We start from the raw sequence: 21,826 nt of genomic DNA on the forward strand, positions 1-21,826 counted from the left end.
GAAAAAGCAAGTTTATAGGAGTCTTTATGGCAACAAAAGAAAAGTGGATTGATTTATTTGAAAAGGCAGTTGGTCGTCCGCCCCATGCTTTGGAGATTGAAGAAGGCCAGAAAGCAGACTTTGACTTAAAGGCTATTAAAGGCATTTCGGCAATGGGCTTGGACCAAGCAGCCACTCCTTCTGAACCAACAGAAGAAGTTGATGAGTATGACGTTGCCGAGGAAGTGTTTGAAGATGTACCGCTTGGTGATGAAGAGGAAACGACTCCTTTAGAAACTAAGGAGCTTTCACCAGTATCTCAAGCAGATCAAGGTCAAACTGAAGAAAATTCAGAGGCCGCTTCTAAAGAAGCACAAGCCATCTGGATGAAGGCTTTTAAAACCTATGTTGGACGTCAACCTCTTCCTGAGGAATTCTTACTTGGTAAGTCTTCAGGTTATGATGTGTCAACTATCCATCAGTTTATCTCAGATGGTAAGGCTGCGAAACCAGCCAAGCCTGCCATGGCTAAAGGGAAGAAAATCCTGATTATTGCTGGTGTTGTTGCAGCAGTCTTGGCACTTGCTGGTTACGGCTTTGGTTCTTACTACTACTCACGTGGTCAAGTAGCAGAGCGTTATGAAGCAGCAGCTAAGAAGAGCTTTAAAGATAGCTTGGAATACCAAGTATGGTCTGATACTAAAAAGGAAATTAAAACATCCGAAGTCAAGTACACAGACACTAAAAGTACACAAGCCTATAGCAAGAGCCAACTCCTGTCTGGCGAACGTATGCAAAAGGTTGGGCGTCAGTTCCTTATTTTTCCTAAGTGGAGAGTCGTGGTAGATCCTGGAACGGTTGATTTAACCGTTAATACAGCTGATTTGAATGTGACTATTAACGGGGTTTCTTATGCGACTACAGATGGCAATAACTACACGGCTAAATTGAACCATCTCTATCCAGGAACTTACAATTTTGTGGCTTCTGGTAAGGTCAATGATCAAGATATCACGGTCTCATCTGAGGAAAATGTGACCTCTAAAACAGAAGTTAACCTTTCTGTAGAGTATCTTAGCTTTACTGTTAAGTCTAATCTTAAGGATGGAGACCTCTACGTTGGTGGTACCAAAGTTGGAACCCTTAACTCAGGGAAACTAGATGTTAACAAGGTAGCAGTAGCTGGATCATCAGCCGTTTATGTTAAGAAGAATTTCGAAGATGGTAGCTCTATCAAGACAGAGACACTGTCTATTAAGAAAATCTCTGAAGGTCAAACGGTTACTCTAGATGCTGATGGTGTTCTTGACCGTGATACGGCAGATCGTCTCTTGACCGCTGCCTACGGTAAATTTGGTAGCTACGCTTCTAATCACAACACGACACCAGATGGTGTATCCGATATTTTCCTTAATGGTACTGATGATACCATGTACAAGGATGTAACGGCTGATATTGATAAAAATACTACAGGTGCCAAAAACCGTGCCGCTGATAGTATTACTTTCTCAGACGTTGACGTCACAGAAGTCGTTCAGACTGGTGAGAAGACCTTCAAGGTGACCTTCACTGCAGTTTATGATTTCTATTATGGTTATGATTCGAAATTCAAGTCATCAGGAGATATCAAAGATAAAATCTCATGGTCATGTAATGTAGAATATGTTGGTGATGATAGTGACTCTAGCAACAATGGTTCTAACTACAGCGACTACCGTATCAATGGCAAGGCTGGCGAATCACAAAATGTGAGTCGTGAAAATACGGTGAAATAGTAGATGCTTGCTCAGTTAGTTAGCATTGAACGGATTACAAATAGGAGGTTAGTCCTCCAGACTAAAAAATGAAGAACTTGGCAATTGCCAGGTTCTTTTGTTTGTCTGTTATTACCTCTTAGGGGCTAAACCGTGCCACTTACCTAAAAGGCCTTGTTTTGTGTAAAGCAGTTGTTATAATGGAAGCATCAAAAGGACAGGAAAGGAGTCATATGAAAGTTAGAATCGAATTAGACCCATCCATGGATGAGCCTGAAATCTTGATTCGAGCTCCTCGGTTAACACAGGAATTAGCCCAGCTCCAAGAATCTATTCTAAAGCAAAAGTTAGTTCCTTTAGCCTTTTACAAGGATCGAAGCGAATATTTTCTGGATTTGGCAAATATTCTCTTTTTTGAAACAGACGGGGAAAAGATTTTTGGACATACCAAGGATGAGGCCTATGAGGTGAAGCAAAAGCTCTACGAATTAGAAGAGTTGCTCCCGATTGCCTTTTGTCGGATTTCCAAATCGACGATTGTTAATGCTAAGCAGATTTATTCTTTAGAGAAGTCTTTTTCGGGGACTAGTACGGTGAATTTTTATCAGACCCACAAGCAGGTCCATGTATCAAGACGCTACTATCAAGTTTTAAAAGAACGACTAAACGAAATGAGGTAAGATAATGAGAAAGAAATTAATTGGGATCCTCTTGATCCTTTTGGCAGCTTTGGTAATTGTACAAGACTATTTTATAAAATGGGAAATTAGTATTTGGATGTTGGCCTGGGTAGTCTTATTGGTAATTTTGTCCCTTTCTAGTCTTTTGAAGCGACATTTTGGTCTTGGTTTCGCCTATGGCATTGTGGCTCTATTTTCACTTAATGGACAGTTCCATTTTCTTCCAGTATCTAATTCTGTCCTTATCTTTTCTTCGATTCTTGCAGTTATTGGCTTGAACATTCTCTTCAATCCTTCTAGTAAAACAAAGAATCGTTTTGGATTGGGTTCTACTGGTTCGGACGCTAATAATGGTGGAAATGATATTGATGTCACTTTTTCAGCAGTGACCAAATATCTCAATGACCAGCAATTTACGCATGGGAGTGCGGATGTTAGTTTAGGACAGGCTTCCGTTTATTTGGATAATTGCCGTATTGAGGGGCCATCTGCCCAGTTTGATGTGGACGTTTCTCTTGGAAGTCTTAGTCTCTATGTGCCCAGTGATTGGCGAGTACATGTGAATGTGGATAACTCTCTTTCAGCTGTACAGCATGAGGAAAATCCTAGTAACCTGACTAGCAAGGACTTCTACATCAAAGGAGATGTTTCCTTGGGTAATTTAGAAATTATTTATGTTGGTGAGAGTTCGATTAATTAAGTTAGTGGAGGGAACCTCTGATTAATATAATACCTATTGTTTTATCTCATCTCCTGTGATAAGATAGGCTCAATCTATTTTCAGGAGGGTCAAGACATGGTTTCTACTATTGGTATTGTGAGCTTATCTAGTGGAATTATCGGTGAAGACTTTGTCAAGCACGAAGTGGACTTGGGTATTCAACGTCTCAAGGACCTTGGACTCAATCCTATCTTTTTACCTCATTCGCTAAAAGGCTTAGATTTTATCAAAGAACATCCTGAAGCTCGTGCAGAGGATTTGATTCATGCCTTTTCTGATGATAGCATCGACATGATTCTATGTGCCATTGGTGGAGACGATACCTATCGCTTGCTACCCTACCTATTTGAAAATGACCAACTACAAAAGGTTATCAAACCAAAGATTTTTCTCGGTTTCTCGGATACAACCATGAACCACCTCATGTTGCATAAGCTAGGGGTCAAGACTTTTTACGGCCAATCCTTTTTAGCCGACATTTGTGAGTTAGACAAAGAAATGTTGCTACATTTTCTAAAAACGTTCTAATGTAAAGTCTTTCCTTAGAATCCCGAGGTTTTGTCCTTGAATCCAAGTTGTTTTTCTGTTATACTAATAAAGTAATAAGGAGAAATATATATGACTAAACAGAGAATTAATCAAGTTGTTGGTTCAATTGGTGCCTTTATCGGGATTATTGTATTTATAGCCTACATCCCTCAAATTTTTGCCAATTTACAAGGGAACAAAGCTCAACCATTCCAACCTTTATCAGCAGCTGTCTCTTGCTTAATCTGGGTCATTTATGGATGGACACAAGAGCCTAAGAAAGACTGGATTCTAATCATTCCAAACTCAGCCGGGGTTATCCTTGGCGGACTGACTTTCCTTACTGCTCTATAAGAATACAACTACTATAAAAAGCAACCACATCGAGCGGTTGCTTTTTTACTATTTTCTCGATCTAAAAGTCTTCTTCTGACTCTAATTCTTGTTGTTTTATCTCATCTCCTGTGATAAGATAGGCTCAATCTATTTTCAGGAGGGTCAAGACATGGTTTCTACTATTGGTATTGTGAGCTTATCTAGTGGAATTATCGGTGAAGACTTTGTCAAGCACGAAGTGGACTTGGGTATTCAACGTCTCAAGGACCTTGGACTCAATCCTATCTTTTTACCTCATTCGCTAAAAGGCTTAGATTTTATCAAAGAACATCCTGAAGCTCGTGCAGAGGATTTGATTCATGCCTTTTCTGATGATAGCATCGACATGATTCTATGTGCCATTGGTGGAGACGATACCTATCGCTTGCTACCCTACCTATTTGAAAATGACCAACTACAAAAGGTTATCAAACCAAAGATTTTTCTCGGTTTCTCGGATACAACCATGAACCACCTCATGTTGCATAAGCTAGGGGTCAAGACTTTTTACGGCCAATCATTTTTAGCAGACATTTGTGAGTTAGACAAAGAAATGTTGCCATATAGCCTCCACTACTTCAAGGAATTGATTGAGACGGGAAGAATCTCGGAAATTCGCCCTAGTGACGTTTGGTATGAGGAAAGAACTGACTTCAGTCCCAAAGCCTTGGGAACTCCTCGTGTCAGCCATGCAAATACAGGTTTTGACTTGTTACAAGGCAATGCTAAGTTCGAGGGGGAAATCCTCGGCGGTTGCCTCGAATCCCTCTACGATATTTTTGACAACTCTCTACACGCAGATAGCACAGACCTCTGCCAAAAATACAAACTTTTCCCTGACTTATCCGACTGGGAAGGAAAGATTCTATTGCTAGAAACAAGTGAAGAAAAGCCTGAACCTGATGATTTCAAAAAAATGTTGCAAACTTTAAAAGAAACTGGGATATTTGAGGTCGTCAGTGGACTCTTGGTCGGGAAACCTATGGATGAAACCTTCTATGACGACTATAAAGAGGCACTATTGGATATCATTGATAGCAATATCCCAATTGTCTATAATCTGAATGTCGGACACGCAACTCCAAGAGCGATTGTTCCCTTTGGAGTCCACGCCCATGTAGATGCAAAGAAGCAAGTCATTCGCTTTGACTATAACAAAGAAAGCTGAGATAAGACTCTCAGCTTTTTTTAGAAAGTAGGAGTATCTTAGTTGCTATAAAGCATGACACTTTAAGTGGATAATACTCCTGTATTTCTAAGTTCATCCAGTCTATCAGATTGATTGAGACTCAAGGGAGTGGGACAAGGAACAATTTTTAAAAAGTTGTTCGGTCCTACTCCCTTTTTTCCTATTTTATAGTCTCTTTATTTGTGATAATATAGTATAGTGAAAAAAACTAGACTGGAATAACTTTACTCTTTTGGAGTTTTATGTGACAGCGATGAATAGAGACAATCTAAGCGGATGCCTGCTTGGAGCTATAGTCAAGAAAACTCAAAATGAGGAATGAGGCTAGAAGGGAAATTGTTATGAGAAAAAAAGCGATTGGTATTGATTTAGGGACAACGAATTCCGTTATGGCTGTTGTTCGTGAAGATGTGCCAGAGATTATTCCGATGGGGACGAATGACGATCAGGTCTTACGTTCAGCGGTTTACTTCTCAAATATTAGTGGCCAAAACCATGTATCTTTTGGTAAAGAAGCCATCGAGCGTGGGACAGAAATCGGAAGTACAGAAAACTTTAAATTTGACTTCAAACGTGACATCGGGCGTCCGATTGCTAGTGATACACCAGACCACACACGTGTCAATTCTATTATTCTTTCGGCCTTGGTTTTGAACGAATTTCGTAAACGTGCCTATGTCGTTGGTCAGGAGATGGGCCAGGCAGACGGTATCAAGGATGCTGTCATCACAGTGCCTGCCTACTTTACGTCAGATCAACGTGCGGCAACTAAGAATGCTGGTCGTATCGCAGGATTTAACGTCTTGCGTATTATCAATGAGCCTACAGCTGCGGCCATTGCCTATGCCCACACTAAAAATGCCCAAGGAAATGTCTTGGTCTTCGACCTAGGTGGAGGAACTTTTGACGTTACTATCATGCGCGTGGCTGATCATGCCTATGATATTTTGGCAACTGATGGGAATTCACGTCTTGGTGGGATTGACTTTGATAAGCGTCTTGTGGGCTACATCATGCAGGAGTTGGAAAAACAAGGGGTCAATATGACTAACCTTTCCGAGAAGGAAAAAATTCAACTTCAATACAAGGCTGAGCAGATTAAGACTAGTCTATCAGTGAATGACCAAGCTCTCTATGAGCACTATGTCAATGGTCAAGGTTACGGTGTCTTGATTACTCAAGCAATTTTCAATGAAATTACCTTGGACCTCCTCAAAGATACTGAAATCAAGGTACAATCTACCCTTCAAGCGTCTGGCTTGAAATGGGAAGAGATTGACCATATCCTGCTTGTGGGTGGTTCAACACGTATGCCAATGATTCGTCAAATGATTCGCCTGATGAGTGGTTTGGAACCTAAGTTTGACCTTAATCCAGACACTATCGTGGCACAGGGGGCATCTATTTTGGCCGACCTTATCGTCAATAACGAGGTTAGCTTCTCTGAGCACCAGGATGGTAAGACAACTGAGACAGACAGAGTAGTTGTCAAGGATGTGACCTCTCAGGGAATAGGTCTGCTCTTCAAGAAAAATCCAAACAAGAACTACAGCTTTGTGGGTGACTACTATAATAGTGTCGTGGTTCCACGTAACTCGGTCTTGCCTTTGGCAGTGACCAAGGATCTCTTTGCGGTCGTGGATGGACAGAGTAAGTTCAAGCTTCGTATCACAGAAGGAAATTATGAAAATCCATTTGCTGTGAAGATTTTGGGACAAGTGGAAGGACAAGTGCCACAACCTCGCCAGAAAGGCGAGCTCTTGGCACAAGTCACCTATGCCTTCGATTCGGAACAAATTGTTACCGTAACAGTGTCTGATCCTCGAAGCAATACTGTTGTGGCACGTTTTTCAGTCAACGCACAAGTCAACCAAACCCAAGAAGTGGTTAAGGAAGACTTGTCAGAACTTCAAGCTATTTTTGCTAAATTCATCTCATGATAGACTACTACAAAGCAATTGATACAGAGACAGGACAGGAAGTATCTTATTTAAGAGAGGTCAGTAACCGTATCTCTCCAGAGATGTCGGCTCAAGATTGTTTCGTGGCACTTTCCTTTTTACGTGAAGAGCTGGAGGAACTCTGGACAAATGGTACCTTGGATAAAGAGGGAGAGCGTTTGCGTAGTGAGCTCTACACGATTCGCTCAATCTTTTTCTCAGACCATGAGAAGTTACAATACGACCGAAAACTCAGACAGGCTCAGAGAAAGGCTTGGGAAGTTGAGAAGGGGACGGCTGCTGATACTAGCAATGTATCAGGTAAAAAGGAAATCCCTTTTGAACCTGTTGCGGTGACTCAGACTAAAGAGTCGTCTCTTAAAAATTACCTCTTTGCGGCCTTCGCCTTTGTGATTCTACTAAGCTTGATTCTCTTCTTCAATATCAATGTCATCGTTCTTATTATCGGAGCCATTCTAATTGTGGCTTTGATGTTACTTATGTCTTAGGAGATATTAATGGAAACCAATCAATTAACATTTGAACATATCTGTTTCAAATATAAGGGAAATGATAACCAGCTCTTTACAGATTTGGATGTTACTATGGAGACTGGCCGAGTTGTCGGTATCTTGGGTGCCTCTGGTTCAGGGAAAACAACCTTAACTGAGATTCTCCTTGGCCAGCTTAAACCAACCTGCCAACAATTTCGTATTTTAGAAAATGGCAAACCTGTGACTGCTGGTTCACGCTCTTGGTCCTATGTGCCCCAACAAAATCTTCTTCGTGAGTACCTCAAGGTATCTGAGACCTTTGATTTTTATGCGGACCATCATCTGAAAGGAAGTGGTAAGCTGACTAAAAAGCATCGCATTGCAGGGATTATGGATGATTTAGGGCTGACGGAATTTGCAAACAAGAAGATTTCAGAGCTTTCTGGTGGGCAAAAACGCCGTGTCTCCATTGGTATCGAGCTTCTTAGCCCTAGTCCCTACTTTATCCTTGATGAGCCGTCTTCAGGCTTGGATGCTCTTAGTGACCGTAATCTCTTACGTACCTTGAAAATCTTGGCTAAATCAGCTAACAAGTCTATTGTGGTTATTACCCACAACACAGAAAACTTGGCTATTTTTGACAAGATTATCTTCTTGTCTAAGGGACGTCCGACATTTGCAGGGACCTATGAAGAGTTGCTTTTGGAATACAAGACTAGCGATCCTTATATGATTCGTAAATATATGGATATGAATATCGCAGATGTCTACCAAGAGCTCAATGCTTCAACACGTATTTACAAGATTTAGGGAGACTTATGAACGCAGCATTACGATTAAGTTGGTATAAATTTAAACATCACTACATGGATTTTGTTAAGGTTCTTCTGGGCATTGTCGCTTTCGAAGGCTTAATCCTCTATATTCAGGACAAGGGATTTTTGAAAGATTTCGAAACAACTCGAATGACCCTCTTTCTCTTGCTTTTTTCAACCAGTCTCTTGATTGTGGTTCAAAACAGTATTTATATTTCTAAGGAACGCTCGGTCCTCAACCGTGACTTTTTCTCAGGTTTGAGTCGTTCGGCCTTTGCCTTGGCTAGTATGGGGATTCACGCCTTCTTTGCTGTTTTGGAAACCATTGTCTTTATCCTATCTTACTCTGTTTTTAGTAAGTTCTTTGACAAAGAATTTCCAGACGCTGGTCATATTTTTGGTTCCTACCGTTGGGAAGTTGGGATTACAGTGCTTCTGGTTTTCTTGGCGTCGCATTTTATTGCCCTCTTTATCTCAGCCTTGGTTGGCAAATCTGAGATTACCTCTGTTATCCTAGCAGTCGTTGTGGGTATCATGCAATTTTCATTGTCGGGAACTATCCTATCTTTGCCAAAAGCCATTGATTGGGTACAAAAATTTGTCTATCTAGGTTATGGCCACAAGCTTTTTGGGATTTCTAGTGACTTGTCAGACTTGCCATCTAGCTTGGCTAAGTACCATGTTCCTGTCCCTAAGAGCCAGTTGGAGGCTTTTCAAGGGTCTACAGGCGAATTCTGGGGACAATGGTGGGCCTTGGTACTTCATTGCCTAGTTTATGCCCTACTCTTTTTCGTCACACTTCAGAAGAAGGAGAAATAAATGCAACAATATGATGAATGGCTGATTGACTTCCAAGTTCAGCATGGCCGCAAGCCGAGCGATAAGGAAGTTGCTGAAGCTGCTAAGACTGGTTTTGCTCTTTCTAGTGGTTTGAGCAGACAGAAAAATTCTAAATTCAGACAAGTTTTGTCTAAGGTTGGTTTGGGCGATCTCAAGTTTAGCTGGTTTTTAGTTTTGGAAATTTTGCTCTTGATTTGTATTGCTCTCTTTGGCTATGTTGTAGGCTATCTATTTATCTAGGAGGACCTCATGAAACAGTTTAAACATAAAAAGTTTATCGGTTTGGCCTTGATTGTCTTTTTGGTCTTCATGGTACTTGGAAAATATACTCAGAGCACGGCTTTCACATCGTCTTCAAGAGTTTATGCCACAACCGTTGTCGATAAGAATACTGGGAACAAGGTGCGTTTTGAAGTTCGTAAAATCAAGGGAGACAAATACGAAGTCAAAAATACTGAGACAGGTGATACTTATCAGGCTAATGCCCAATCCGGCGAAGACCGTTCTTTGAGCTTTAAGTTGGCTGGAACTAACGGCAACTCAGACGGTACTATCCGTATCACACCAAGTATGGTGCCTGGAGGAGATGCAAAGGTTGAAATGACTGACTCAAACACCTATACTCAGGTTGAGGGAGGTTCTGAAGTCGTTGAGTCTAGCGAGACCTCGTCTAGTTCTTCAAGTAGCCAAGTTAAAAGCATTATTAAGGATATTTTGGAATCAAGTAGTTCATCCTCTGGTAGCGATGCAAGCTCAGAGTCGTCTTCTAACGATCCAAATAAGCCAAATGCAGATATCAAGACTAAGACCGATGTCAATGGTGATAAGGAAACCACTTATATTGCAGACTATTCGACTGAAGACATTAAGTCCATCACAGAAGCCTTTGGGAAATGGCTCTATCAGTCTGACTATGCCAAGGATGCTGTTTTAGTTCAAAGCAGTTTTGATAGTATCACTAAGGTCAATGATGGTAGTCCAACCTTCCTTTCATTTAAGGCACCTAAGGAAAAAGATAGCAGCCAAACGATTACCATCCTTGCTAATCTCATCAATGCGGATGGCTATGAACATATTACTGGTGTTCCGAGTGGTATCATCAATGGTAAGGAAGTCTCAAACTATGATTTCAAGGACTATAAAAACACGGTTGATTCCTTTGCTTTAGGGATTAATGACAATAGTGGTAAGACCGCAGACTATAGCCCAACATCATCTTTCCGTCTTTATACCTTGAAGGATAAGAAACATGCTATGTATGAAGACGATGCCGCTGAACAAAAAGCCCTCTTTAAGGACTTCTCAGCTGATGATAAAACTGGTGGCAATTATAATGGCTATAACAAGCTCTATAAGGATTTGGTTGACCAAGATAAGGATTCTTACCAAATCGTTCTAGGCTCTAATGGTACTGTTTATTATGTAACTAACTACTGGAAGGGCAATTACGATAAGAAGGCTGTTCAGACCTATAAGGTAGCACCAGACGACATGCAAGAGGCTTACCAAGAATTGCTCAAGCATTACTCTAGTGCTGGCACGTCTGAAAGCTCAGAATCTTCAAGTTCTTCACAAACATCAGAGTCATCATCAAGCTCATCAGAGGCAAAAACAGAAACTAAGACCGAACAAACAGGCATGGATGTTAATGCTATCAAGGATAATAACTTCCAAAGCCTCGAAGGGACTTGGAAGAATGGGAATGGTAGTAGTTTGAATTTTTCTAAGGACAATTTAACAGCTCCTGAGAATTATGTTGTTGAAAATACAAATGGAAAACTTGAGAATGGCTATCTCACATCAAGTTTAAGAATGGGTATTTCTGGAGCAGCAATTCTCTTTATTCCAAAGGGAGTTACACTTCCGACAGTTCAGGGATTTGTGGATGGTTCAGATAATACTAAAGACCGTATTTTGGTCACTCAGTCAGCATCGCCACAATCTGACGCCAAGCAATTCTACTATAAGGCTGACTAGACCTGACAAGGGTGAAAGTCTTAAAAAAAGTAATGTTATAACCTAAAAGTTGAGATAAAATTATCTCAACTTTTTATGTTACATTTGTAACTTTAATTTAATAGTAAGTCCATCTTATATAAATAAATGGATTCTTAGAGGTATTATATACTTTATTAGAAATTTAATTATTGTGAAAACTTACAAAAAGCTATATAATGAGTAGTGTTGTAAAAAGGGCTTCCTAGGGGATTTTTGAGGAAGTTTCTTAAATCAGATTAAAGGGAGAGGGGGAAAAGAATGACTTTTATTATTGAATCGCTATTTGCTGTTTTTAAAGATTTTCATTGGCTAGTATCTATAGACACACTCTTGATTTTCTTTGTCAATTATCTGATGTTTCATGCAGCTGGTAGGGTCAAGATTTCTTGGAGGCTACTTTTATTAGGTGGTCTTTTGTCAGTTGTTTTGACTCCCCTTCTTCCTATGGGATTCAAATTTTTACTTAATCCTCTCATATTATTTTGTTTTAGTTATTACAAACGTCCAGACTTGCCATGGATAGAGCCGGTATTTAATAGCTTTTATGCCTGGGGAACAACCAATATCATTATACGAGGCTTGTCATTAATCGTCTTTCCTTTACTTTTGGGAGACGACTTGATGAGCCGCATTCCAGAATCTTTAACAGAGTTTATATGTGTGGTAGTTACTTATCCTCTTTATCTTTTGGTTCACCGTTTTATTGGTTATGAATATTTGCAGGTCGAGGAAAAGGAGCGCTTACGCATACACTTCACCCCTATTGTTATTGGGATTAGCTTTGCCTTTCTTTCATACGGGCTTCTAAATGATTTCATGCCTTACTTTGCTAGCATCTGGCCTGTGGAAGTGGTTAACAATTATGCCAAGTTGATCGTTCTATTAGCAACAGGAGCCTTCTTCATTGTTGTTTCCTATGCCAACCAGTGGATTAAGGATGAGCTCTTTCTAGAATTGAAGGAGGAGCAGGAGCGTCATTTCCAGAGCTTACAGGAATCTAGTAGACATATCCTCCATCTCTATCAGGATCTATACCGTGATGGAGTGCCTAAGGTAGTCGTACCTAAGAAGGTTAAGACCGTTCTGGCTACTAGTCAAGAGGGAGACACTCAGAACTTATCTGAGGAGGAAGTTCCCTTCAGCAAGGTTATGCCAGATATTTCCAACCTGCTTTCTCAATTGTTACGTTCCGTCATTGAGAGTAAGTATATGGAATTTCATGCTGTTGGCGTTGATTTTATCATGGAGGTTCCAGACCCTATATCCCCAGTTCATATCGATGTAGTGGATTTATCAGCTGTTCTAACCACCTTCTTGGACAATGCCTTGTTGAGAGCTCATGGTCAAGAAAATAGTTTAGTTCGTATGTCTTATTACCAAAGAGGTGAGGTCCAGGTCCTCTCTGTAGAGACAACCCTTTCGCAAGATAGTGCCGAGGCGCCCCACGAGGCGTATGAGAGTCACTTATCAATCAATGAGCAGCTCGAAGATATTATGGAGCGTTACCCTCAGTCTAAACTTAGCTTTAAGAATGATAAGTTCATCTATAGACAGCAATTTGAATACTAAAGACTTGTAAAAAAAATATAGAAAGGAGATTCGATGTTTGAATCGTTTTTGGGAATAAATTTTTTAAATCTCTATGATACAGATGCCTTTCTAGCCATTCAGCTTATTTTAACTCTGACGATAAATTGTGCCATTTTCAAACGAATGACAGACATTCGTATCTCCTGGACGGTCTTCTTGACCTTAGCCCTGTTAGATGTAGTCATTCAGTATAATATTACTAACATGATTATGGTTTTTGATGTCTTTATCCTGATGATTTTGGCCTTTCTTGCTAAAGGGAAGACCTGGTCAGTGACCCAGTATGCTTTTCATACTTTGTTTCCAGTGGTGACGTCAGATTTACTTTATCGCTTATTGGGACTCTTCTTTATTCCCCTTCTCTTAAATCTCCCTGTCGCTGAGGTAGGGTCCAATGCTCTTTTCTATCTCTTATCTTACGGCTTGATTTTGCCACTTTATTTTGTATTTGACCGTTTCTTGGGCTTGGATTTGAAGCGTTGGAAGGTCTATAGTGATGACTCTTTCCAGAACCTCCAGATTTCTAGAAGAGTTGCTATAGCAATGGCCATTTATTTATTGGGAATCTATCTCAGTGTGAACTTAGACAGTTGGTTCCCTGGCTATTCTTCAGAGGTGGAGTTGAGATTTCGGATGCTTTGGGTTCTCTTGTCCGCAGTGGCTTTCATTTTCCTAGTTGCCCATCTTAATCAACTGTCTAGGCAGTATTTGGAAGAGAGTTTGGCCATGGAGGAAAAGAGGCATTTGAATAGTTTGACCAAGGCCAACCAAAAGATTGATCTTCTCTACAATGAGTTGTTACAATATAGACAGTCTTATCAGACGGTTGTGGAACAATTTTCAGAGGAAGTGCGTGACCAGGAAGAGGCTCTTGCCGAGCAGGTGTATCAGAATGTGCTTAGAGAGAGTGCCAAGGAGTTTGAACGTTTCCGTGTCATTGATAATCCTAAGCTGGAAAATATTCAGTCCTTACCCTTACGTAGTCTTCTTTCGGCTCGTATGATGGAGGCTAAACGTAGTAATATTCCAGTGACTTGTGATATTCCTGAGGAGATTTCAGGGTTTACCATGAATGTGGTTGACTTGACCTTGCTGGTGTCTATTTTCTTTAGTAATGCGATTGATGAGAGTAAGCAGGTGACTGTTAGTCAGATTAGTTTTAGTTTTCACCGTCATGATCAAGATGGCACCTTCCACTTTATTATGGAAAATAGAACACAAGAAGAAAGAGTGGACCTTGATGCCATTATGCAGGAAGAAAATCAGAAGAAAACGTCTGTTCTTAACCTTCACTCAGCCAAGGACATTCTTAAGAAATACGGTGATGCCAACTTGATTACAAGTAGTGGTGATTATCTCTTTAAACAGGAATTAATTTTTAAATAAAGTTGTAGAGCTAAATCAAAGGATTTGGCTCTTTTTTTGGTTACAGGACCATAAAAGATGGCTCTTTGCAATGGTTGTTAGGCTGATGTCTGAAGCTTGGGACATCGGAAGTAAAAGGGGCGAGGGAGGAGTCTGATTGTTGCTTCATTCTGTGTTATAATAGCAAGGATTAGTGGTTGTTAGCGCTAAGTGAATGGCAATTCTTGCTTAGCCTAACGACTGGTGTAGAGACAAGAAAGGGACGTCTTATGAAATTACTTTATACGGATATGTCTCAGGATTTAACTGAAATTCTGACGGAGCAGGCAACTAGCTATGCTCAAAAGGGAAAGAGGGTCTTTTATATTGCTCCTAATGCCCTATCATTTGAAAAGGAGCGTAAGGTCTTGGACTACCTGCCTCAGTCAGCGTCCTTTGAGATTACGGTGACGCGTTTTACTCAGATGGCTAGGTACTTTATTCTCAATACGAGTAACCCGAAAACTCAGCTGGATGATACTGGTCTGGCCATGATTTTTTATAAGGTCTTGTCACATATGGGCGATGATGAGCTCAAGGTTTATGGTCGTTTACGCAAGGATAGTAACTTTATTAATCAATTGGTGGACCTTTACAAAGAGTTACAGCAGGCTAATATGACAGTTCTGGATTTGCAGCATTTGGATCAGGCGGAGAAACAAGAGGATTTGGTAAGGATTTTCAGTGCGGCTCAGGATCTCTTGTTGGCGGGAGATTTCGACAATCAATCCAAACTCAGTGCCTTCTTCAAGGAGATTACCTCAGGCCACCTCGATAAGGCCTTGAGTAACACGGTTTTGGTCATTGATGGTTTTACGCGTTTCTCAGCTGAGGAGGAAGCACTGGTTGCACTCTTGAATGATAAGTGCCACCAGATTGTCATTGGGACCTATGCCAGTCAAAAAGCTTATAAGGCTAACTTTGTTTATGGCAATGTTTATCAGGCTTCAGTGGATTTTCTGAAGACTTTGGCTCAGACTTATAAGGTGACACCTGACTACGTGACGACAGACAAAGAGGGCAATCCTTCTTTTGCACGTATTAGTCGTCTTTTAGAAAGCCGTCATGATTTTAGTACGGTGGATGAGAAGGTTACTGATCAAGACAAGCAAGCCTTGCAGGTCTGGGAAGTGGTCAACCAAAAGGAAGAAGTGGCTCAGGTTGCCAAGAGTATTCGTCAGTTGCTGGCGGATGGCAAGCGCTACAAGGATATCTTGGTCCTGCTTGGTGATGAGGAGAGTTATAAGCTTCAGGTGGGTCAGATTTTCCGAAAATTTGATATTCCCTATTATTTCGGTAAGGAAGAAACCATGTCTAGCCATCCTTTGGTGCAGTTTGTGGATTCGCTAGAGCGTATCAAGCGCTATAATTATCGTGCCGAGGATTTGCTTAATCTCGTAAAATCAGGTCTCTATGGCGGTTTTACTCAAGAGGACTTAGACCTTTTTGAGTATTATGTCAATTTTGCAGATATCAAGGGGCGTCACAAGTTCTTGTCTGATTTTACGGCCAATAGTCGTGATAAGTATGATTTAGACCAGCTTAATGCCTTGCGCTCACAACTGGTAGAGCCTTTGGACAAGTTACTTAACAGTCGCAAACAAAAGGGTTCTAGTCTGCTTAAGAAACTTGCGGTCTTTTTAGGGACTGTACAAGTGCCAAATCAGATGGCTGCTTTGACTGTCAAGGCCAGTGAAGCTGAAAAAGAACAGAATGAACAGGTCTGGAAGTCTTTCACCCAACTCTTGGAGCAGGTTGAGACTATTTTTGGGGAAGAAACACTGTCAGTGGATGACTTTTTGTCAATTTTGCGTTCGGGAATGTTGGCTTGTGATTACCGTACGGTCCCAGCCACTGTTGATGTGGTCAATGTGAAGAAATACGATTTGATTCAACCACATTCAGCTCCTTATGTTTTTGCCTTAGGCATGACTCAGTCGCATTTTCCAAAGGTTGGGCAAAATAAGAGTCTCCTGTCTGATGAGGAGCGTAATCGTATCAATGAGGCGACGGATGAGCATAGGAGTTTGGATATTGTTACGCAGAGTAATAGTCAGCGGGGGCATTTTGTGGCTATGTCGCTTTTCAATGCGGCTAGTGAACAATTGGTGCTTAGTCAGCCACAAATTCTCAATGAGACGCAGGATGACATGTCGGTTTATTTGAAGGAACTTCTTGACCTTGGTCTTCCTTTGGTTGAAAAGGGACGTAATCGTTTCGAGGCTAAGGGTGACCAGATTGGGAACTACAAGGACCTCCTATCGACTGTCATTGCCCTTAACAGTAGCCATCTAGATGCTGATTTGGACAAGGAAACGCAGACGTTTTGGTCAGTTGCTGTGCGTTATCTCCGTAAGCGACTTGATAAGGACCAAGTCTTGATTCCAAATGTGATTGACGATGTGACGACGACCAAGGTGGATGATCAGGTCATGCAGCTGGTCTTTCCGGGGGAAGAACCACTAAAATTATCAGCTTCGGCTCTGACGACCTTCTATAACAACCAATATCTTTATTTCTTGCGTTATGTTTTGGGACTTGAAGAGTTGGAATCCATCCATCCAGATGCTCGACACCACGGGACTTATTTACACCGTGTCTTTGAGCGTGTGATGGGTGATTCTTCGTCAGAAAACTTCGATGATAAATTGGAAAAGGCTATTGCTCAGACCAATCAGGAACAACCCTTTGAAATTCTCTATACCGAGGACCAAGAGAGTCGCTTGTCTCGTCAGATCTTGGAAGATATCGCCCGTTCAACTGCCAGTGTTTTGCGTGACAATGCGGCGGTTAAGGTTGAGCGTGAGGAAGCCAAGTTTGACTTGCTTTTAGCAAATAGCATCAAGATTACAGGGATTATTGACCGAGTGGACCGTTTAACGGATGGGGCTCTGGGTGTCGTTGACTACAAATCAGGTAAAAATGTCTTTGACATTCAGAAATTCTACAATGGCCTCAGTCCGCAATTGGTGACCTATCTGGAGGCCCTTCGACAAACCTATAAGGTCGATGCTGACCAGCTTTTTGGTGCCATGTATCTTCACATGCAGGACCCACAGCTTAACTTGGCTCAGTTTGGTCTGGATAAGCTAGCAGCTCAGGCTCATAAGGAATTGACCTATAAGGGGCTCTTTGTGGCTTCAGAAACAGAGCATCTGGCTGGTGGAAACTATGATTTACAAAAGACTGTCACCTATGATAAGGAGTACCTAGAAACCTTGTTAGACTACAATATAAAACTCTTTACAGATGCTGCTGAGATTATTCGAAGTGGGAATTTTGCGGTCAATCCTTATACCGAGGATGGCAAGTCTGTTCAAGGGGATCAAATCAAGTCTATTACTCATTTTGAGGCCGACCGCCACATGGGACAGGCTCGTAAACTCTTGCGTTTACCAAGTAAGGGCAAGAAGGAAGCCTATTTGGAGCTGATGACAAAAGACGAGGACAATAATCAGATGCAAGTTGCTGAAAATATCATCCCCTTTCCAGTCACTGATCAAGCTGTAAAAGCAGACAAAAAAGACCAGGAGGACAACCATGTTGACTAAAGCTTTTTTAAGTCCAACAGAGATTAAGGAACGCATTGCCCAAGAAGCAGCTTCTGACAAGGAACGCAAGTTAACACCTGAGCAGATTGAAGCCATTTACAGTAATGGTAGCAATATTCTTGTGTCAGCTTCGGCCGGATCAGGAAAAACCTTTGTCATGGTTGAGCGTATCCTTGATATGATTGGACGTGGCGTTGGTATTGACCAACTCTTTATCTCAACCTTTACGGTAAAGGCTGCAGGTGAGTTGAAAGAGCGTCTGGAAAAGCGTCTGACAGAGCAGTTGGGAGAAGTTGAGACGGATGAAGAGCGTGCCTTTCTTTCAGACCAGATTGCCAAAATTGGGACGGCTGATATTGGAACCATGGATGCCTTCACCCAGAAATTGGTCAATCAGTATGGCTATCTCCTGGGGGTGTCACCTATTTTCCGCATTATGACAGATCCTGCTGAGCAGACACTCATGAAAAATGAGGTTTATACCGATCTTTTCAATGATTACATGCAAGGGAAGGATGCCCAACTTTTCCAAAAATTGGTCCGCAACTTCGCTGGAAATGGTAAGACTAGTAAGGCCTTCCGTGATCTAGTTTACGATGTCTATAACTTTTCTCAGGCTACTGCAGGTCCTGAAAAATGGCTACGTCAGAATCTCTTAAAAGGGCAGACGGGTGCCAAGCCAGACAAGGCTAAAGTTGAGCTTTTAGAGGGTCTCAAAGATGGCTTGTTGGCTGATTTCTTAGCCTTCTTAAGAGACCATTTAGGTCTAGCTCAGCGTGAATTTGCCAAGGCCAAGTATCTGAATAATGTGTCAGATGCCATTAGCCTTCTGGAGGGAGCCTTGGCCAATGACCAAACCGATATGGAGGACTTGCTCAAACAACTCTTGACTCTGTCAGGAGGGACTGGCTTGACAAATATGACCCGTCCTAAAGACGAGGAACTCAAGGCCTACAAGGAAGCTTACAACAAGACCAAAAATGAGTTTGTGGCCCAGTTGCGTGAGACTGATACCCAACTAACGGTCCTCGAGGTTTTGACCAAGCATAATGATGACATCCTACCTCTGTTAGAGCTGCTTCAGGCCTTTGTGCTTGATTTTTCAGATCAGTATTTACAGGCCAAGATTCAGGAAAATGCCTTTGAATTCTCAGATATTGCCCACTTTGCCATCCGTATTTTGGAGGAAAATCCAGAGGTGGCAGCCAGCTACCGTGACCGTTACCATGAAGTAATGGTAGACGAGTATCAGGACAATAGCCATACCCAAGAACGCATGTTGGAGCTCCTCTCTAACGGTCACAACCGATTCATGGTGGGAGATATCAAGCAATCCATCTATCGTTTCCGTCAGGCGGATCCTCAGATTTTTAATGGCAAGTTCCAGCTCTTCCTTGAAAATCCAGATGCAGGTAAGCTGATTCTCCTTAAAGAGAACTTCCGTAGCCAATCTGAAGTTCTTGATGCGACCAATGGTGTTTTCAGCCACCTCATGGATCAGGAAATCGGGGACATCCTCTATGACAAGACACACATGTTGGTAGCAGGTAGCGAGAAGCAAAAAGAGCTCCATCCTGAAAATGAGACTGAGGTTCTGATTTACAATAGTGATGAAGCAAGTGTGACTCCTGACGAGGAAGGTTCTGATCAACCTATCAGTAGTGGTGAGATTTCCTTGGTTATCAAAGAAATTATCAGTCTTCATAAGCAAGGTGTACGTTTTGAGGACATTACCCTCCTAGCACCAACCCGCAACACCTATCTGGACTTGATGGCAAGCTTCGAGGAGCACGGAATTCCTTTGGTTCCTGACGAGTACAAGTCAAGCTACCTAGAGTCGCTAGAAGTTATGATTATGTTGGATACCCTTCGTGCCATTAATAATCCTCTTAATGACTATGCCCTCGTTGCCCTCCTTCGTTCACCGATGTTTAATTTCAACGAGGATGATTTGGCTCGTATTGCTGTTCAGGCTGACAAGGGGCAATTCTATGACAAGCTTCTTGTAGCTTGCACTAAAAAAGGGCTTCATCCGGAAGTTGTCACACAAGGACTTGATGCCAAGTTGACCCTTTTCACTGAGACTCTGGCAGATTGGCGTGATTACAGTAAGTGGCAATCGCTCTACGACCTCATTTGGAAGATTTACGACGATCGTTTCTATTATGATTATGTTGGCAGTCTTCCACGAGCTGAGCAACGCCAGGCCAATCTCTACGCCCTTGCTTTGCGTGCCAATGCCTATGAAAAGACTGGTTTTAAGGGACTTTCTCGTTTTATTGGTATGATTGATAAGATCATTTCTAGCGGTAACGACCTAGAGGAAGTGACAGACTTGGTTCCTAAAAATGCCGTTAGCCTTATGACGATTCACAAGTCCAAGGGGCTAGAATTCAAGTATGTTTTTGTCTTGCAGATGAATCGCAAGTTCATTGGTCACAGTAGGGATGGACTAAGTGGTAAGTATATTATCAACCGTGAAAAAGGACTTGGCATTAAGTACCTAGCTGACCTTAAAGACCAGATAAACACCAATTTGCCCAAGTTAAATGTTGTTCTAGAGACCTTAACCTTCCAGGAAAATCGTAGGGAAGAGCGTCGAGCAAGTATCTCAGAAGAGATGCGTTTGCTCTATGTTGCAATGACTCGTGCAGAGAAAAAACTCTACCTAGTTGGTAAGGGTAGTAAGGAAAAATTAACCCAGCAATTTGGCACGGATGTCGAAAATAATCGCCTACCAGTAGCTCTACGTGACCAAATCGCTACTTATCAGGATTGGGTTATGGCTTTGGATACCGCCTTTATGAGAAAGGATCTCAAGTTTACTGTTCGCTTTGTTGAGGCTGAGGAGTTGACGCCAGAGGCTATTGGTCAGGTTGAAGTTCAAGCAGCAGTAAATGCTGATGATTTATCTAACAATCGCCAGACGGAAGACATTAAGCGTGCTCTAACTGTCTTAGAAAGTGTTGAAAAACTCAACCAGCTTTATGCACCAGCGATTGACCTACCATCTGTGCGTACGCCGAGCCAGCTCAAAGCCTTCTACGAACCTGTTATGGATACCGAAGGGGTGGATATTATGGACAAGAAAGAGGAAGTGCAACCTCTTGAGACTACCACTACCTTTGAGCTTCCAGACTTTGGGCAAAAAACTAAGGTCACTGGAGCTGCAGTTGGTTCAGCCACCCATGAACTCATGCAACGCTTGATTCTTTCTGACAAGGTGACCCTCCAAGATTTGACACAGGCCTTGAGTCGGGTATCGGCAGATGATCAAGTTAAGGCGCGTGTGCAGTTAGAAAAGCTACTAGGCTTCTTTGACACCGAACTTGGGAAGCTCATTCTAGCTAACCGTGGTAAGTTGCGTCGTGAAGCACCATTTGCTATGTTGGCAGAAGATCCCGCTAGTAAAGAAGATTTTGTCGTCCGTGGTATCATCGATGGCTACCTTCTTCTTGAAGACCGTATTGTCCTCTTTGACTATAAGACGGACCGCTTCACTCATCCTAGTGAACTTAAGGAACGTTACAAAGGGCAAATGAGCCTCTATGCTAAAGCACTCAGCCAAGCCTATCAAATAGATAAGATTGATAAATACCTTATTCTCCTAGGTGGAAAAGACTTGGAAGTCGTAGAAGTATAAGCTATAGCCTAACCATTCTTTCATAGTGAAAGAGTGGTTTTTTTGTGTCTTAATCCCACCAAAAAAGACCGGTGTGCACACACCAGTCTTTTCGATAGATTTCCATCAGTATTGTAAGTTCGTTAAAATATTAGAGGATGGAAATAGTTATGAAAAAAAGTATCTTGTAGGTTGCTTAGGCCTACAAGGGATATTATAACAAACTCATCTTAGTCTAAACAAGGTTAGAAAAATTAGAATTAACTGCCACAAACATTGCTGGTTTTTAATAGTTAGAATCCATAATAGCAATAAATAGAGATAAAAACCGTCACATGAGACTGAC

At 41.6% G+C, this 21,826-nt stretch carries 15 protein-coding genes and 1 pseudogene; all 16 read left to right on the top strand.

Annotation, left to right across the window (positions count from 1 at the left end; translation table 11 throughout):
• The first annotated feature begins 26 nt into the window (after positions 1-26).
• The 16 genes and pseudogenes from H7T98_RS00415 to addA all read left to right on the top strand — a co-directional run bounded on the left by H7T98_RS00415 (position 27) and on the right by addA (position 21,501).
• A complete protein-coding gene (locus tag H7T98_RS00415) occupies positions 27-1,754 on the top strand; it encodes a zinc ribbon domain-containing protein (protein ID WP_175057785.1) in 1,728 nt (575 codons plus the stop codon).
• Positions 1,755-1,966: 212 nt separating this feature from the next.
• A complete protein-coding gene (locus H7T98_RS00420) occupies positions 1,967-2,413 on the top strand; it encodes a LytTR family DNA-binding domain-containing protein (RefSeq protein ID WP_037598460.1) in 447 nt (148 codons plus the stop codon).
• A gap of 4 nt (positions 2,414-2,417) precedes the next feature.
• A complete protein-coding gene (locus tag H7T98_RS00425; RefSeq protein ID WP_175057784.1) occupies positions 2,418-3,113 on the top strand; it encodes a LiaF transmembrane domain-containing protein in 696 nt (231 codons plus the stop codon).
• Positions 3,114-3,209: 96 nt separating this feature from the next.
• Positions 3,210-3,653: pseudogene (locus tag H7T98_RS00430) on the top strand (LD-carboxypeptidase); the annotation flags it as partial.
• Positions 3,654-3,752: 99 nt separating this feature from the next.
• A complete protein-coding gene (locus H7T98_RS00435) occupies positions 3,753-4,016 on the top strand; it encodes a SemiSWEET family transporter (RefSeq protein WP_008535551.1) in 264 nt (87 codons plus the stop codon).
• A gap of 151 nt (positions 4,017-4,167) precedes the next feature.
• Positions 4,168-5,205: a S66 peptidase family protein gene (locus H7T98_RS00440; RefSeq protein WP_013991153.1), complete on the top strand. Its 1,038-nt coding sequence runs from the start codon at positions 4,168-4,170 to the stop codon at positions 5,203-5,205.
• 362 nt (positions 5,206-5,567) lie between these two features.
• Positions 5,568-7,166, top strand: coding sequence for an Hsp70 family protein (locus H7T98_RS00445; protein ID WP_022495864.1), 1,599 nt, complete (start codon positions 5,568-5,570; stop codon positions 7,164-7,166).
• Positions 7,163-7,675: a hypothetical protein gene (locus H7T98_RS00450; RefSeq protein WP_037602571.1), complete on the top strand. Its 513-nt coding sequence runs from the start codon at positions 7,163-7,165 to the stop codon at positions 7,673-7,675. The genes H7T98_RS00445 and H7T98_RS00450 overlap by 4 nt, the downstream gene beginning before the upstream one ends.
• Positions 7,676-7,684: 9 nt before the next feature.
• The gene (locus H7T98_RS00455; protein ID WP_037602569.1) at positions 7,685-8,470 is read left to right on the top strand and encodes an ATP-binding cassette domain-containing protein; all 786 of its coding nucleotides are present in this window, start codon (positions 7,685-7,687) and stop codon (positions 8,468-8,470) included.
• 8 nt (positions 8,471-8,478) lie between these two features.
• The gene (locus H7T98_RS00460; RefSeq protein WP_014635018.1) at positions 8,479-9,294 is read left to right on the top strand and encodes an ABC transporter permease; all 816 of its coding nucleotides are present in this window, start codon (positions 8,479-8,481) and stop codon (positions 9,292-9,294) included.
• The gene (locus H7T98_RS00465; protein ID WP_002884593.1) at positions 9,295-9,555 is read left to right on the top strand and encodes a hypothetical protein; all 261 of its coding nucleotides are present in this window, start codon (positions 9,295-9,297) and stop codon (positions 9,553-9,555) included.
• A gap of 9 nt (positions 9,556-9,564) precedes the next feature.
• On the top strand, positions 9,565-11,292 hold the full coding sequence (locus H7T98_RS00470; RefSeq protein ID WP_201060987.1) for a DUF6287 domain-containing protein: 1,728 nt from the start codon (positions 9,565-9,567) through the stop codon (positions 11,290-11,292).
• A 279-nt stretch (positions 11,293-11,571) separates the two neighbouring features.
• Complete coding sequence (locus H7T98_RS00475) at positions 11,572-12,882, top strand: hypothetical protein (protein WP_201060989.1); 1,311 nt, start codon at positions 11,572-11,574, stop codon at positions 12,880-12,882.
• Positions 12,883-12,915: 33 nt separating this feature from the next.
• On the top strand, positions 12,916-14,289 hold the full coding sequence (locus tag H7T98_RS00480) for a GHKL domain-containing protein (protein WP_037602561.1): 1,374 nt from the start codon (positions 12,916-12,918) through the stop codon (positions 14,287-14,289).
• Between the two features lie 248 nt (positions 14,290-14,537).
• Positions 14,538-17,858: an ATP-dependent nuclease subunit B gene (gene rexB, locus H7T98_RS00485; protein WP_201042926.1), complete on the top strand. Its 3,321-nt coding sequence runs from the start codon at positions 14,538-14,540 to the stop codon at positions 17,856-17,858.
• Positions 17,848-21,501, top strand: a complete 3,654-nt coding sequence (gene addA, locus H7T98_RS00490) for a helicase-exonuclease AddAB subunit AddA (protein ID WP_201060991.1) — start codon at positions 17,848-17,850, stop codon at positions 21,499-21,501. The genes rexB and addA overlap by 11 nt, the downstream gene beginning before the upstream one ends.
• Positions 21,502-21,826: the final 325 nt, after the last annotated feature.

The organism is Streptococcus sp. 23.2, from assembly GCF_016648665.1.
Classification (GTDB): domain Bacteria; phylum Bacillota; class Bacilli; order Lactobacillales; family Streptococcaceae; genus Streptococcus; species Streptococcus salivarius_E.

Excerpts from the sequence above, each read along its gene's own strand:
- H7T98_RS00415 (WP_175057785.1), top strand. The coding sequence starts at position 27 with ATGGCAACAAAAGAAAAGTGGATTGATTTATTTGAAAAGGCAGTTGGT.
- H7T98_RS00420 (WP_037598460.1), top strand. The coding sequence starts at position 1,967 with ATGAAAGTTAGAATCGAATTAGACCCATCCATGGATGAGCCTGAAATC.
- H7T98_RS00425 (WP_175057784.1), top strand. The coding sequence starts at position 2,418 with ATGAGAAAGAAATTAATTGGGATCCTCTTGATCCTTTTGGCAGCTTTG.
- H7T98_RS00435 (WP_008535551.1), top strand. The coding sequence starts at position 3,753 with ATGACTAAACAGAGAATTAATCAAGTTGTTGGTTCAATTGGTGCCTTT.
- H7T98_RS00440 (WP_013991153.1), top strand. The coding sequence starts at position 4,168 with ATGGTTTCTACTATTGGTATTGTGAGCTTATCTAGTGGAATTATCGGT.
- H7T98_RS00445 (WP_022495864.1), top strand. The coding sequence starts at position 5,568 with ATGAGAAAAAAAGCGATTGGTATTGATTTAGGGACAACGAATTCCGTT.
- H7T98_RS00450 (WP_037602571.1), top strand. The coding sequence starts at position 7,163 with ATGATAGACTACTACAAAGCAATTGATACAGAGACAGGACAGGAAGTA.
- H7T98_RS00455 (WP_037602569.1), top strand. The coding sequence starts at position 7,685 with ATGGAAACCAATCAATTAACATTTGAACATATCTGTTTCAAATATAAG.
- H7T98_RS00460 (WP_014635018.1), top strand. The coding sequence starts at position 8,479 with ATGAACGCAGCATTACGATTAAGTTGGTATAAATTTAAACATCACTAC.
- H7T98_RS00465 (WP_002884593.1), top strand. The coding sequence starts at position 9,295 with ATGCAACAATATGATGAATGGCTGATTGACTTCCAAGTTCAGCATGGC.
- H7T98_RS00470 (WP_201060987.1), top strand. The coding sequence starts at position 9,565 with ATGAAACAGTTTAAACATAAAAAGTTTATCGGTTTGGCCTTGATTGTC.
- H7T98_RS00475 (WP_201060989.1), top strand. The coding sequence starts at position 11,572 with ATGACTTTTATTATTGAATCGCTATTTGCTGTTTTTAAAGATTTTCAT.
- H7T98_RS00480 (WP_037602561.1), top strand. The coding sequence starts at position 12,916 with ATGTTTGAATCGTTTTTGGGAATAAATTTTTTAAATCTCTATGATACA.
- rexB (WP_201042926.1), top strand. The coding sequence starts at position 14,538 with ATGAAATTACTTTATACGGATATGTCTCAGGATTTAACTGAAATTCTG.
- addA (WP_201060991.1), top strand. The coding sequence starts at position 17,848 with ATGTTGACTAAAGCTTTTTTAAGTCCAACAGAGATTAAGGAACGCATT.